Source organism: Rhizobium sp. F40D2, assembly GCF_051810745.2.
Lineage (GTDB): Bacteria > Pseudomonadota > Alphaproteobacteria > Rhizobiales > Rhizobiaceae > Rhizobium.
In genome coordinates this window covers 1,220,771-1,234,537 of record NZ_CM131436.1, presented here as the reverse complement: position 1 = coordinate 1,234,537, position 13,767 = coordinate 1,220,771, and the positions used below count along the sequence as shown (strand labels likewise).

Here is a 13,767-nt window from a genome sequence, read left to right as displayed (position 1 = left end):
ATTCTCGCGGTTCTAGCCGGCGAGCCGTTCCGCCAAAAAATCGACGACGGCGCGCACCGCCGGCAGTTGGCCACGCCGGTGCGGCATCAGGATGGTCGTTTCGATGTTGCCGGCGGTCCAGTCCGGCAGCATCCGCACCAGCCGCTTGGTCGCCAGCGCGTTCCGGCAGACCGATGTCGGCAGGCAGGTGATGCCGATCCCGGCCGCTGCCGCTTCCATCAGCACGGAGGGCTCATCCGCCGCCATGACGGACTGTAGTGTGACCAACGCCTCGTCGCCGCTATCGCAATAGAGCCGCCATTGATTGTCGGTCAGGCTGGTCATGATCGTCGCGTGCTGTGTCAGTTCTTCCGGCCTGCGCGGTTGCCCATGGGCACGGATGTATTCCGGCGACGCGAGAATGAGGAAGGGATGGCTGGCAAGCTTGCGCTGCACCAGCGCTGAATCCGGCAGCGGCGCGCGGTGGCTGCGCAGCGCGATGTCGAAGCCTTCCTGGACGATATCGACGAAACGGTCGGTCACATGCACGGAAAGCCGGACCTTCGGATAGCGCGCCGCCAATGCCGGCAGATGCTCGGTGAGCGTGAACTGCGCCGTCGGCACCGAAGCCGTCAAGCGGACACTGCCGGCCGGTTCAGCCAGATGCCGCCGCACGATGCCCTCGGCCATCTCCGCCTCGATGATCGAGGCCTGGGCGTGCTGAAAGAATTCCCGGCCGAGCTCGGTCAGCGCGAAGCTCCGTGACGTGCGCTGGATCAGCCGCACGCCAAGGCGGCCTTCCAGCTCCGCAACCCGCTTGCTGACCGTCGATTTCGGCATGCCGAGATGTCTCGCCGCCGCCGTGAAACCGCCGCTATCGACCGCCTGCACGAAGAGATGCAGGTCGTTGAGGTTGAAAAGCGCCATGATCATCTTCCATTAGCGTAGACATTGGGGTGCATTTATAGCCGCTACCGCAAGATCGTCCACATCGGCACATTGATCACGTCCAAACGGTTCAATTCTGAAAGGAACGATTGATGTCACCCATATTGTTTTACGGCGTCCCGGAAGGCTGCTCCTTCGGCTCGATCGTCGCGCTGGAATGGTCCGCCCTGCCTTACCGGCTCTGCCGCGTCGAGATGCCGGAGATGGTTTCCAGCGACGACTACCTCAGGGTCAACCCCGTCGGCGAAACGCCGTCGCTGTTGCTCGAGGATGGCAGGGTCATCAGCGAAAGCATGGCGATCCTCCAGCACATCGGCGCCCGCGCGATCGGCACCGGTCGCGGTTTCGCGCAGGGGTCGGAGGATTTCGATCGCCTGAACCAGATGCTCGCTTTTCTCAACACCAGTTTCTTCAAGGCCTTCGGCCCGCTCTGGTATGCATTGGAACACCCGCTGGAGCCGCAGCAGAAGCAGGCGCTGGCTGCCTATGGCATCACGGCGGTTGAAAAGGCGCATTACACGCTGGAACGGCTGCTCGATGGCCGCGAATGGCTTGTCGGCAACGGCCCAAGCCTGGCCGATGCCTATTTCGTAGGGATTGCCCGCTGGAACGATTTTCACAAAGTCGTCGACCGGCAGCAGTTTCCCAGCCTTCATAGCCTCTATGAGCGCATGCAGCAGCAGCCGGCCGTGCGTTTCGCCCATGCGGTCGAACACCGGCAGGAGGCCAAAAGCAGCGGCGGTTTCCTCGGCGAGGTCGAACTTGCCGAAGCGCTCGGCCTGTTGAAGCAGGCCGCCTGAACCCAGTGGCCATCGCAGCTTCGGATGCGGTGGCCGCTACCTGAATAATCCGCGGCCTAAACGACCCTGCCGCGTCAATCCTCGCGATCGGACCGTGGCAGCGGCTCGATATTCTCCACTCCCGGCAAGGCCGAGCGGCACCATATCTGTTTCCTCGGCGTCAGCTCCCGCCGCTGGTCGATGCCGCCGAGGCGGATGCCGATCGCGCCGCCGTCGCCATCGGTGCGGTAGAGCGGCGATCCGCAGTTCGGGCAAAAGAATTGTCGGCTGAGGCCGCCGCTGTCGCCGTATTTTGCATAGCCGCGCGGCTCACCTGAGGTGAGCTCGAAACTTCCCGGCCGCGCCGGCGCGGTGATGCGATAGGCAGTGCCGGTCAGCCGCTGGCAATCGGTGCAGTGGCAGATCGAGACCCGCTCCGGCTCGATCTCCGCCTGATAGCGGATCGCGCCGCAATGGCATCCTCCGGTGATATGCATCGACATTTCCTCAATCCGCCGGCGAAGCGGCCGGGCGCGTGGCATAGAAAGCCTTGGCATCCGCCGTGAAGGCGGCGCGCCGATCGGCCTTGGTATAGAACATGTGCCCGCCGCGATAAAGTTTCAGCCCGACGCGGCCGCTGCCAAGCGATGGCGGCAGGTGGTCGACCACGTAGCGGCTGACGCCGTAAGGCGTCACCAGATCGCTGTAGCCATGGGCGATCAGCAGATGGAAGGCCGTGTTCGAGGCAAGCATCTGCCTGATGTCGTCGGTGGCACTTGCCTGGAAACGCGATCCGCCGCCGCGTCCGCTGCCCCATTCCCAGCGCCGGCTGATATCGCTGTCGAGCAGCGAATAGGTCATCTCGGTTTTGAAGCCGAGTTGGTTGCGGGCATAGTCGGCAAAGGCGCCACCATACGCGCGGGTGAAGCCGTCGAGAATGGCGTCGTCGCCGCGGTCGTAATCCGATTCCGGATAGGCGTCGGGGGCAGCAAAAGAGGCGTCGTAAGGGCTCATCACTTCGCCGCTGCCCCCGTCGGAATGTTTGACGAAGGAGTTGCCGAGGAAGCCGCGGTTGCGCGCCACGATATCCTCAGGGATGCCCGTCAGCCCGGCGATCCTGCCATAGAAGGCGGCGGCATCGGCACCCGTCGGCGGCGGGCCGGCGAGCGTCGTCAGATAGTCCCCAAGCGCGAAGGTTTCCGCTTCGCGCAGCTTACCTTCGTCGAAGACGTTGTGCCGGTCGAGTTCGGCCGCCGCCAGCGACGGCAGCTCCAGCGCTGCGCCGAGTGGGAACTGATCGGCATTAAACATCAGCTGGCCCTCGAGCAAGGGCGACAGCATCACCGCGCCGGCGATGATGATGCCCTGGCTTTCCTGCAGTGCCGAGGCGACCTTGGCGGCGCGGAAGCCGCCATAGCTCTCGCCGAGAAGATATTTCGGCGCGTTGGAGCGGTTGTTGTGCGCGATATAAAGCGCGATCGCTTTGGCGATGCTTTGCGTGTCCGAGTTGACATTGTAATAGTTGGAGGCGTCGTCGGCCTTCACCGTCCGGCTCCAGCCGGTCCCGATCGGATCGATCAGCACGAGATCGGTGAAATCCAGCCAGCTCTGCGGGTTGTCGACGAGCTGCGCATGCGCGCCGTCGCGCGCCTGAGGCCCGAAATCGAGCACCTTGGGCCCGACCAGCCCGAGATGCAGGAAGGCGGAAGCCGCACCCGGCCCGCCGTTGAAGGCGAAGGTCAGCGGCCGGTCCGGCCCGCTGCCTTTCGCGACGTAGGCGGTGTAGAAGATCGCGCCGGTCGGCGCGCCGTCCTGGCCGAAGAGATCGAGCGTGCCGGCGGTCGCGGTATAGGCCACCTTCCGGCCGCCGATCGTCAGCTCGTGCTCGGTGACGGAATCGGCCGGCAGCAGCTTCAGGACGCCGTCGCGCGCGCTGCGCTCGACATTTGCCCCGGGTTGGGCGCTTTCCTCAGCCGGGGAAAGGGCAGGGGCCAGCGACACCGCCAGCGCGGCAAACAGAAACAGAGGTCGTAAACGCAAGATGTCTCCTCCGGCGGTGCAGACTGCAGCTTGAGATAGCGTAACATCCGCGGCCGGGCGACCGGCATCAAGAGATGGTGATGGGACGGTGAGGGCTCAGCTCGCCTTCTCCACGGCATGAACATTGATCTCAACCGACCGGCCGGCCTTCCAGCCATTGATCGCGGCACCGAGCCCAAGCGCGACGAAGAGGGCGGCGCACCAGGAAAAGCTGCCGGTCCAGCCGCGGATGAGGCCGACGATGAGCGGGCCGATGGCGGCAAGCAGGTAACCGACGCATTGCGCCATGCCGGAGAGATGGGCGGCAACATCGGGATCGCGCGAGCGCAGCACGATCGTCGTCATCGCAGCCGCGATCAGTCCGCCCTGGCCGATGCCCTGCAGCAAAGCCCAGAGCCAGACGGTCGAAAGCGGCGCAAAGAGCAGGCCGAGCAGGGCGGTGACGGCGACGCCGCAAAGGCTCGCATTGATCAGCCGCTGGTCTTTCCCGCGCACGGCGATATGCGGCACGATGAGGCAGGATGCGGCCTGCACCATCACCGAGAGCGAAACGATCGCCCCGGCAGTGACGCCGTCGAGGCCGCGTTCGCGCAGGATCGGAACCAGCCAGCCGAAGACGCAATAGGCAAGCGCCGATTGCAGACCCATGAACAGCGTCACCTGCCAGGCAAGCCGGTCGCGCCAGAGGTCTTTGATATGAAATCCGTTTCGCCTTGCCTGGCCTCCGCTGCGCAGAACCTGCGGCAGCCAGAGCAAGGCGACGACGAGCGCCGGCAGTGCCCAGATGGCGAGCGCGCCTTGGAGAGAGCCGCCGAGCGCGTGTTCGATCGGCAGCGTCAGCCCAGCCGCACTGGCCGCACCGGCGCAGAGCGCCATCGTGTAGAAGCCGGTCATCAGCGCTGCGCGCCCGGCAAAATCCCGTTTCACCAGCCCCGGCAGCAGCACGTTGCCGACGGCGATGCAGGCGCCTGCCAGGGCGGTGCCGATGAAGAGCAGCGGTACGGAGGAGAGCCCACGCAAAGCGGTGCCGAGGGCCAGAAGCAGGATGACGCCGAGCAGTGTCCGTTCGGAACCGAGGCGCTGGGCAAGACGCGGTGCCAGCGGCGAGAATGCCCCGAGGCAGACGACCGGCAGCGTCGTCAGCAGGCTGGCGCCGAGCGCGGTGAGACCAAGTTCCGAGCGGATCTCCGGCAGCAGCGCCGAAGCGCTCGAAAAGACCGGGCGCAGGTTGAAGGCGATCAGCACGAGGCTGGCGCCAAGCAGGAAACGATCCGCGGCGCCGCGCACCGGTGTTGCCTGCGGCGGCGGCAGGCTGCCGGCCTCGGCATCGATCAGCAGTTCGTCGGATGGGTCGAGCGTGGCGGCGAGATCGTTGGAAGGCGTGTTCATGACAGGATCATCCGGTCGAGGGCGGCAAGAACCGGGGCCATGAAGCGGCGCACCGCCAAATCCGCCTTGTCGGGATCGCCGGTTTCGATGGCGTCGACGATATCGGCATGCGCCTGCATATCCGGTTCGGGAATATCCTTGCCGAGCGTCGCCGCGATGGTATCGGCGATCGAGGCCGAGAAGAAATCATAGATCTCGATCATCGCCCGATTGCCGGAAGCGGCGATGACGGCCTTGTGGAAGGCAAGGTCGCGTTCGATAAAGGCAGCCTGATCGCCGCCGCCGTAACTGCCGCGTTCGGCAAGCAGCCGGCGAAGCCCGGCAACCGTCTCCGGTCTCTTGCGGATCGCCGTCAGCCGTGCGGCCTCGACGTCGAGCGCCAGGCTTGCCTCGAACTGGTCGCGCAGGCTGGCGCGCCGGGCCATGGTCAGCGCCCGGCCGGTATCGCTGGTCGCGCGCACATAGGTTCCCGAACCCTGCCGGGTTTCGAGATAACCCTGGGAGACGAGAACCCGCACCGCCTCGCGCACCGTGCCGCGGCTCACCGAGAGCATGGCCGACAGCGAAGCCTCGTTCGGCAATTTCTCTCCGACCGCCCAGCGTTTGCCGATAATATCACTGCGGATCGCCTCGATTGCCTCATCGGCGAGATTGGTCCTGCTGATTGCGCGCATCCCACTACTCATAAAGTCATCAGATGACTTTATGAGTAGTGGGATTTCGCATTCCCGTCAACGGCCGAAATTCAGGACTGAAGTGACGCAAATAAAAAGGGCCGCCTCGGCGACCCTTTCCATGAGTTTGGCCTCAAACTGGCCTGGACTGTCAAAGCAGCCCCAGGAAGGCGGGAATTACAGCGAGGGCTGCCTCGCTTTCATCACCTCTCCCATGCCCGTTACGAGGTCCGAAATCTCATTAGACATTGGATCACCTTCCTTTCGTTCTGTTGTTGATAGGTCAAAGGTAGGCCGATTCTTCGCAGATGCAAGAGTGAAATGCGATCAATGCGCCGCCTTGATGAAGGTGCCGTTCTGCAGCTCGCGCATCGCCTGCATGATTTCTTCGCGCGAGTTCATCACGATCGGGCCGTGCCATGCGACCGGCTCCTCGATCGGCTTGCCTGATACAAGCAGGAAGCGGATGCCTTGGTCTCCCGCCTGCACCGTCACTTCGTCGCCACTGTCGAAGACCACGAGCGTGCGGTTGCCGGACATGTCGCGGATGTTCAACTCCTCGCCGTCGACTTCCTTTTCGACGCGTACGCCGAAGGGTTTCGACGCATCGCGAAAGGTGCCGGAGCCGGCGAAGATATAGGCGAAGGCGTTGCGGTAGGTTTCGACCGGCAGACGCTTCTTCCCGCCGGGCGGCACCGAGACGTCGAGATAGATCGGCTCGGCGGCGACGCCGTCGACGGGACCGATCTTGCCCCAGAAATCGCCGCATATTACCCGCACGGCCGTGCCGTCATCATCGACGACGACAGGGATGTCGGCGGATTTGACGTCCTGATAGCGCGGCGCCGTCATCTTCAGCGAGGAGGGCAGGTTTGCCCAGAGCTGGAAACCGTGCATGCGGCCGGCGAAATCGCCCTTCGGCATTTCCTGGTGCATGATACCGCTGCCGGCCGTCATCCACTGGATATCGCCGGCGCCGAGCAGGCCGCGGTTGCCAAGGCTGTCGCCATGTTCGACGGTGCCCGCAAGCACATAGGTGATCGTCTCGATGCCGCGATGCGGGTGCCATGGGAAACCGCGAATATATTCCGCCGGATTGTCATTGCGGAAATCGTCCATCATCAGGAAGGGATCGGTCATCGTAGGATCGCCGAAGCCGAAGACGCGGTGCAGCTTCACGCCCGCACCTTCCATGGTCGGTGTGGCGGTACTTTCATGTTTGACGGGGCGGATCGACATGGTGTCCTCTTGAAGGTTCAACTTGGCAGCAACTATAGCGGCCCGGCCGTCAAGCGCGAAGCCTGCCCGAAGCACAACGCAGCGTTCACAAAAGAACACAGGCTTTCGCCGAATTTGAACATCTGAGGCGCCACTAAACCGTCATCTTGCGCTTGCAAACCGGCGGCGCGTTAAGCTGTTATTAGCCGCGACATCAGACAATTTCAGCATGCCCGCCGATGCGGCGGCGGGTTCCGGAGCAAGAAAGCCATGTGTCGCTGGGCAGCCTATCGCGGAGACCCTCTTTACCTCGAGGAGCTGGTATCCTCGCCCGCCCATTCGCTGATCGAGCAGTCCCATTGCGCCACCCGCGCCAAGACGGCGACCAATGGCGACGGCTTCGGCATCGCCTGGTATGGCGACCGGCCCGAGCCCGGCCGCTACCGCGATATCCTGCCGGCCTGGTCGGATTGCAATCTGAAGAGCCTGGCGCGGCAGATCCGCTCGCCGCTCTTTCTCGCCCATGTCCGCGCCGCCACCGGCGGCGGCACGCGCCGCGATAATTGCCACCCGTTCACGCATGACACCTGGTCCTTCATGCACAACGGCCAGATCTCCGGTTTCGAGCGCCTGCGCCGGCCGATGGAGGCGATGCTCGACGACGCGTTGTTCAACGCCCGAGCCGGCACGACCGATTCCGAGCTGATGTTCCTGCTGGCACTGCAATTCGGCCTGCGCGAGGCGCCGATCGCCGCGATGGCCCATATGGTCGGGTTTGTCGAGGATTTGGCCGAAAGCGTCCTCGGCACGATCCTGCTGCGCTTTACCGCCGCCTTCTCCGATGGCAAGACGCTTTACGCGATCCGCTATGCCACGGATCGCAAGGCGCCGACGCTCTACGCCTCACCTGCCAGCGCCGGCTATTGCCTGGTCTCGGAGCCGTTGAACGACGATGTCGATGCCTGGGCGGAGATTCCCGATGGCAGCGCCGTCACCGTCGGCAAGGATGGCGTCGAGGTCGTCGATTTTCGGCCGGAGAAGCGCGGCGCCGCCAAGCCGCAGCGGGTGGCTATTCCTGCATAAAGCGCGCGGCGATCAGCGCCGCCAGCCTTTCGGCAACCTCTTCCTTCGCCAGGTCGGGCCATTGCTCGACGCCGTCGCGGCGAATGAGTTTGACGCTGTTGCGGCTGCCGCCCATGATGCCGGTGGCGGGCGAGACGTCATTGGCGACGATCAGGTCGGCGCCCTTCCGCTCGAGTTTCGCCTTCGCATTGCTTTCCACGTCCTGCGTCTCGGCGGCAAAGCCGATCACCAGCTTCGGCCGCATCGTATGATGGCCGACGGTCTTGAGGATGTCCGGATTCTCGGTCAGCGCCAGCGTCGGAATGGATTCGCCCGGATGTTTCTTCAGCTTCTGGTCGGCGGCCGAGGCCACCCGCCAGTCCGCCACCGCCGCGACCATGACGGCGATGTCGGCCGGCAGCGCCGCAAGCACGGCATCACGCATTTCCTCCGCCCGTTCGACATGCACGGTGTTGACGCCGACAGGGTCGGCGATCGTCACCGGCCCCGAGACCAGCGTCACTTCGGCTCCAAGTTTGGCAAGGGCGGCGGCGATCGCATGCCCCTGCCGGCCGGAAGAGCGGTTGGCGATGTAGCGCACCGGATCGATCGGCTCATGCGTCGGGCCTGACGTGACGATCGCCTTGCGTCCCTTCAGCGGCTTTTCCCCGTCGTCGAGCATGGTCTCGGCGGCCGCAACGATCTCCAGCGGCTCCGCCATCCGGCCGAGCCCGGCCTCGCGGCTTTCGGCCATCTCGCCGGCCATCGGCCCGACGAAGCGGACGCCGTCTGCTCTGAGCAGCGCCGCATTGCGCCGCGTCGCCGGATGCGCCCACATGCGAGGGTTCATCGCCGGTGCGACCAGCACCGGTCTCTCCGTTGCCAAAAGCACGGTCGAGGCGAGATCGTCGGCAAGCCCGTTTGCCATCTTCGCCAGCAGGTCGGCGGTGGCCGGGGCAATGAGCACGAGGTCGCAGTCGCGCGCCAGCCTGATATGGCCGACATCCTGTTCGTCCTGACGCGAAAACAGATCGAGGAAAACATGGTCCGCCGCAAGCGCGCCGACGGCCAGCGGCGTGACGAATTCCTGGGCGCCTTTGGTCATCACCGGGCGCACGCTGGCGCCGCGCTCGCGCAGCCGGCGGATCAGATCCAGGCTCTTATAGGCCGCGATGCCGCCGGAGATGATGAGGAGGATGCGTTTGCCGCTGAGAGCCATGGCTTTCTACCCGTCGCCTTTTTTCTGACCCTAAGCCTTTGGTGGAGAACATGCAATCGCGGGACGGCACACATCGCCGCACTCGGCCGGTGCCGCCCCATTCACGACGTCAGCCGTCATTCTCGTGGGCTCAGAGGTTGCTCATCCCGCCGTCGATGATGAGTTCGCTGCCGACGATATAGGCGGCCTCGTCGGAAGCGAGAAAGACGATCGTCTTTGCGACCTCGCTGGGGTTCCCGAAGCGGCCGACGGGGATCTGGGACTGGATCTCAGCAGCCATCGCCTTCGCTTGGGCTTCCGAGGCTCCAAGCTTGCTGTAGAGCGGCGTGGCGATCGGGCCCGGGCTGACGGCGTTGACGCGGATGCCCCGACCGATGAGTTCGCCCGACAGAGTCTTGGCAAGCGTCAGCAATGCACCCTTCGTCAGTGAATAGACGCTGGAGTTCGGCATGCCGATATGGGCGTTGATCGAGGTATTGAGCACGATTGCGGCCTGGCTCGAAAAAATCGGCAGCAGCGACTGGATCAGGAAAAACGGTCCCTTGACATTGATCGCCACCGACTTGTCGAAGGCGGCTTCGCTCCACTGTTCCAGCGGTCCGAATTCGGCGACACCGGCATTGACGAAGAGGATGTCGAGCGTGCCGAAAGCCTCTTTCACCGTATCGGCGACAGCCCTCTGGCCGGCCGCATTGCCGGCATCGGCCTGGATGACGATCGCCTTGTCGCCGAGTTCGCTACGGGCGGCTTCGACACTTGCGGCGCTGCTGCCGGTAACGACGACACGGGCGCCTTCGGCGATGAATTGGCGGGCGGTTTCGATGCCGATGCCGCTGGTACCGCCGGTGATGAGGGCTGTCTTGTTCTGCAGTCGTGACATGATGACGTTCCTTTTAATCGGATACTGGGGCCGCAGCCCATTATTGGTCAATGGGAGGATGCGCCGGAGAACGCACGCGATCATCCAGCCAACTGGCGTCAGGTGCGGGTGATCGATGCGCCGCCATCGACCAGCGAGGCAGTGCCGGTGACGAAACTCGCATCGTCGGAGGCGAGGTAGAGAACCGAGCGGGCCAGTTCCTCAGGCGCTGCGACGCGCTTCAGCGCATGCAGATTGGTGATGAAGGTCTGCTTGTCGGATGTGTCGTTCATCTCCCGATACATGTCGGTATCGACGGCTCCCGGCAGGATGGCATTGACGCGCACGCCCTGTTGTCCGTATTCGGCCGCGAGCGCCTGGGTCAGGCCGATCAGGCCGGATTTGCTGGCTGCATAGGCGGCGACGCCGGGAAAGGCGAAGCTGTAGCCGACGAAGGTCGAGGTGAAGATCACCGATCCGCCGCCGTTCTTGACCATTTCGCTGATCTGGTGTTTGGCGGCGAGGAAGGAGGCGGTCAGATTGATCGCCAGCGCATCGCTGAAGCCTGCCTCCGAAACCTCGGTGCTCGGGCCGGCTTCGCCGAGTGTGCCGGCATTGTTGAAGGCAATGTCGAGCTTGCCGAAATGGTTCACAGCGTCCGCGACCAGCGCCTTGTGATAGTCTTCCGATCGAACATCGCCGGCAACGGCGATGGCGTCGCCACCCCCTGCCTTGATCTCCGCGACGAGGCTGTCGAGTTCGCGCTCGCGACGGGCGCCGACGACGACTTTGGCGCCTTCGGCGGCAAAAAGTTTTGCCGTGACGCGGCCGATGCCGGAGCTTGCGCCGGTGACGATTGCGACCTTGTTATTCAAACGGTTCATCGTTCGATCTCCTGTGTGGGCAGCGAGGCGGCCCCTGCCGTCTCTTCCGTGAATGGAAGATGGCATTTTCCTTTCGTTCGGATTAGTCTCCAGATCGGGGAATTCGAATTCGGAAAGACCGAACGATGATCAGGATCGAAGGCATTGCGGCTTTCGTCGCGGTGGTGGAGGCAGGCTCGGTCAGCGAGGCGGCCCGGCGGCTGAGGCTCTCCAAATCCGTCGTCAGCGAAAGGCTGGCGGAATTGGAGAAATCGCTGGGCGGCGTCCTGCTGCACCGAACGACCCGCAAGCTGACTTTGACGGAAGACGGTGCAGTCTTCCTGGAGCGGGCCGGACGCATCGTGCGGGAGATTGAAGAGGCCGCCGCCGATATGGCCGAGCGGCGCGGGACCCTGTCCGGGCCGATCCGCATCGCCGCGCCGGTCACTTTCGGCCGCATGCATCTCGGCCCGGCGCTCTATCCCTTCCTTGCCGTCCATCCCGATATCGAACTGACGCTTGATATAGACGACCGGCGCGTCGATGCGTCCTCGGACGGCTACGATGCCGTTATCCGCAACGGCCCAATCGCCGATAGCCGGCTGGTCGCCTGGAAGCTTGCGCCAAGCCGCCGCCTGCTCTGCGCGTCTCCGGATTATCTCGCGCGACAGGGAATGCCGTCGTCGCTCATCGACCTCAATAGCCATCGCGGCATCTTCTACACCAATCGCGGCGTCGCCGACTGGCGCTTCCAGACGCCGGAGGGTGCGGTCGTCGTCCGGGCGCAACTGGCGCTCGGCATCAACAATGGCGACATGCTGCGCGACGCCGCGATCGCCGGCCTCGGCATCGCGCTGCTGCCCGCCTTCATCGCCGGCCCGGCCATCCGCGAGGGCCGGCTTGCCGAAATCGATGTCGGCCACCAGCCGGAGGCCGAATTCATCTATATGGCCCATCCCGCCGGCCGAAACCCCTCGGCCAAGCTGCGCGCCATCGCCGATCATTTGAAGAAGAGCTTCGGCGACCCGCCCTATTGGGATATTGCGGATTAACGCATGAATTCCAAGGCTTCTCAGGATGAAGATATGTTGCCGTCAGCGCATGCCGCAAAGAGCGTGATCGCAGAAGAAAAGCACTACCTGACGCGTGGCACCGGCGCCTATCGCCGCGCCAGCCTGGCGCTTTTCCTCTCCGGCTTTTCCACCTTCTCGCTGCTCTATTGCGTGCAGCCGCTGCTGCCGATCTTCGCGCAGGAATTCTCCGTCAGCCCGGCCGAAAGCTCGTTGTCCCTCTCGCTTTCCACCGGTTTTCTTGCAGTCGCCATTGTCTGTGCCGCCGCCGTTTCGGAAGGTCTCGGCCGCCGCAGCCTGATGGCGCTGTCGCTCGTAGGCGCGGCCATGCTGACGATCGCCACCGCCTTTGCCCCGAACTGGCATCTGCTCCTGATCATCCGCGCCTTGCAGGGCCTCGTTCTCGGCGGCGTGCCCGCCGTCGCCATGGCCTATCTCGCCGAGGAAATCGATCCGCGCGGCCTCGGCGCCACCATGGGTCTTTATGTCGGCGGCACGGCCTTTGGCGGCATGTCCGGCCGCGTGCTGACGGGCATCTTTGCCGAATATCTCACATGGCGCCCGGCGCTCTTCCTCATCGGCGCCATCGGCCTTGCCGCCGCAATCGGTTTCATCGCCCTGCTGCCGCCGTCGAAGAATTTCGTCCGCCGGCCGGGCTTCGACCCGCGCTTTCACGCAAAGGCCTGGCTCAGCCATCTCAAAAATCCGGCGCTGCCCTTCATCTTCGCCATCGCCTTCCTGGCGATGGGCTCCTTCGTGACGATCTACAATTATGCCGGTTTCCGTCTGGTGGCGCCGCCCTATGGCCTCAACCAGACCGAACTCGGCCTGATCTTCACCGTTTATCTCTTCGGCATCGGCGCCTCCTCGATCGGCGGCCTCATCGGAGACCGGATCGGGCATTTTCGCGTGCTGCTCTTCGGTCTGGCGCTGACCGCCGCCGGCAGCGCGCTGACGCTCTTCGCCGCGCTGCCATCCATCATTCTCGGCATCGTCGTGCTGACGACCGGCTTCTTCATGAGCCATTCCATCGCCAGCGGCCTCGTCGGCAAACTGGCGCGGGGCACCAAGGGCCATGCCTCGTCGCTTTATATGCTCGCCTATTACGTCGGCTCCAGCCTCATGGGCTCGGCCGGCGGCTGGTTCTTCGCGATGGAAGGCTGGACCGCCGTCGTCCTTTTCACGCTGGCCATGCTGGCAGTGGCCTTCATCTCAGCCTGTGTGGCCCAGCATCTCGCGAGGAGAAAAGCATGATCCGCATAGACCGTCTCGATCATCTCGTGCTAACCGTCGCCGATATCGCAGCCACCTGTGATTTCTATTCCCGCGTCCTTGGCATGTTGGCCGAAACCTTTGCGGAAGGTCGGATGGCGCTGAAATTCGGCAGGCAGAAGATCAACCTGCATCAGGCCGGGCACGAATTCGAACCCAAGGCGAGACATACCACACCCGGCTCCGGCGACCTCTGCTTCATCGCCGAGACACCACTTGCCGACGTTATCGCCCATCTGCAGGCGTCAGGCATTCTAGTCGAGGAGGGTCCGGTCGACCGCACCGGCGCGACCGGGCGCCTGCGCTCGGTCTATTTCAGAGACCCAGACGGCAATCTCATCAAAGTTTCGAATCTGATCGGTTGAGGGGATCAACGCCCATCGTCAACTGCCACA

General features: G+C 64.0%; 14 protein-coding genes. 5 read left to right on the top strand and 9 right to left on the bottom strand.

The window, feature by feature from the left end:
- Nucleotides 1-12: 12 nt before the first annotated feature.
- Nucleotides 13-906 (bottom strand): LysR substrate-binding domain-containing protein, encoded by an 894-nt coding sequence (locus ACS4RS_RS05965; protein ID WP_439011728.1) that lies wholly within the window; start codon nt 904-906, stop codon nt 13-15.
- 113 nt (nt 907-1,019) lie between these two features.
- Between ACS4RS_RS05965 and ACS4RS_RS05960 the strand changes: the two genes are divergently transcribed.
- The gene (locus ACS4RS_RS05960) at nt 1,020-1,727 is read left to right on the top strand and encodes a glutathione binding-like protein (protein WP_439011729.1); all 708 of its coding nucleotides are present in this window, start codon (nt 1,020-1,022) and stop codon (nt 1,725-1,727) included.
- A 74-nt stretch (nt 1,728-1,801) separates the two neighbouring features.
- Here the strand turns inward: ACS4RS_RS05960 and ACS4RS_RS05955 are convergent, their stop codons facing one another.
- The 5 genes from ACS4RS_RS05955 to ACS4RS_RS05935 all read right to left on the bottom strand — a co-directional run bounded on the left by ACS4RS_RS05955 (nt 1,802) and on the right by ACS4RS_RS05935 (nt 7,048).
- A complete protein-coding gene (locus ACS4RS_RS05955) occupies nt 1,802-2,203 on the bottom strand; it encodes a GFA family protein (protein ID WP_439011730.1) in 402 nt (133 codons plus the stop codon).
- A gap of 10 nt (nt 2,204-2,213) precedes the next feature.
- A complete protein-coding gene (locus tag ACS4RS_RS05950) occupies nt 2,214-3,746 on the bottom strand; it encodes a S10 family serine carboxypeptidase-like protein (protein ID WP_439011731.1) in 1,533 nt (510 codons plus the stop codon).
- 96 nt (nt 3,747-3,842) lie between these two features.
- Complete coding sequence (locus ACS4RS_RS05945) at nt 3,843-5,135, bottom strand: MFS transporter (RefSeq protein ID WP_439011732.1); 1,293 nt, start codon at nt 5,133-5,135, stop codon at nt 3,843-3,845.
- Complete coding sequence (locus tag ACS4RS_RS05940) at nt 5,132-5,809, bottom strand: FCD domain-containing protein (protein WP_439011733.1); 678 nt, start codon at nt 5,807-5,809, stop codon at nt 5,132-5,134. Before ACS4RS_RS05940 ends, ACS4RS_RS05945 begins: the two co-directional genes overlap by 4 nt.
- A gap of 327 nt (nt 5,810-6,136) precedes the next feature.
- A complete protein-coding gene (locus ACS4RS_RS05935) occupies nt 6,137-7,048 on the bottom strand; it encodes a pirin family protein (RefSeq protein ID WP_439011734.1) in 912 nt (303 codons plus the stop codon).
- A 249-nt stretch (nt 7,049-7,297) separates the two neighbouring features.
- Between ACS4RS_RS05935 and ACS4RS_RS05930 the strand changes: the two genes are divergently transcribed.
- A complete protein-coding gene (locus ACS4RS_RS05930; protein WP_439011735.1) occupies nt 7,298-8,110 on the top strand; it encodes a class II glutamine amidotransferase in 813 nt (270 codons plus the stop codon).
- On the opposite strand, the gene coaBC is transcribed toward ACS4RS_RS05930, so the two are convergent.
- From coaBC to ACS4RS_RS05915, 3 genes are all read right to left on the bottom strand, one after another.
- Entirely contained in the window at nt 8,097-9,308 is a 1,212-nt protein-coding gene (gene coaBC / locus ACS4RS_RS05925; RefSeq protein ID WP_439011736.1) for a bifunctional phosphopantothenoylcysteine decarboxylase/phosphopantothenate--cysteine ligase CoaBC, read from the bottom strand. The genes ACS4RS_RS05930 and coaBC overlap by 14 nt on opposite strands.
- 130 nt (nt 9,309-9,438) lie before the next feature.
- Nucleotides 9,439-10,188 carry an SDR family oxidoreductase gene (locus ACS4RS_RS05920; protein ID WP_439011737.1) on the bottom strand — a complete coding sequence of 250 codons (750 nt, stop codon included), beginning with the start codon at nt 10,186-10,188 and terminating at the stop codon, nt 9,439-9,441.
- Nucleotides 10,189-10,286: 98 nt separating this feature from the next.
- Entirely contained in the window at nt 10,287-11,051 is a 765-nt protein-coding gene (locus ACS4RS_RS05915) for an SDR family oxidoreductase (protein WP_439011738.1), read from the bottom strand.
- A gap of 125 nt (nt 11,052-11,176) precedes the next feature.
- Here ACS4RS_RS05915 and ACS4RS_RS05910 point away from each other — a divergent pair, with 125 nt between their 5' ends.
- The 3 genes from ACS4RS_RS05910 to ACS4RS_RS05900 are packed head-to-tail and all read left to right on the top strand — an operon-like array spanning nt 11,177 to nt 13,737.
- Nucleotides 11,177-12,082 carry a LysR substrate-binding domain-containing protein gene (locus ACS4RS_RS05910; RefSeq protein WP_439011739.1) on the top strand — a complete coding sequence of 302 codons (906 nt, stop codon included), beginning with the start codon at nt 11,177-11,179 and terminating at the stop codon, nt 12,080-12,082.
- Between the two features lie 33 nt (nt 12,083-12,115).
- Nucleotides 12,116-13,354 (top strand): MFS transporter, encoded by a 1,239-nt coding sequence (locus ACS4RS_RS05905; RefSeq protein WP_439011740.1) that lies wholly within the window; start codon nt 12,116-12,118, stop codon nt 13,352-13,354.
- Nucleotides 13,351-13,737 (top strand): VOC family protein, encoded by a 387-nt coding sequence (locus ACS4RS_RS05900; protein WP_439008330.1) that lies wholly within the window; start codon nt 13,351-13,353, stop codon nt 13,735-13,737. The genes ACS4RS_RS05905 and ACS4RS_RS05900 overlap by 4 nt, the downstream gene beginning before the upstream one ends.
- Nucleotides 13,738-13,767: the final 30 nt, after the last annotated feature.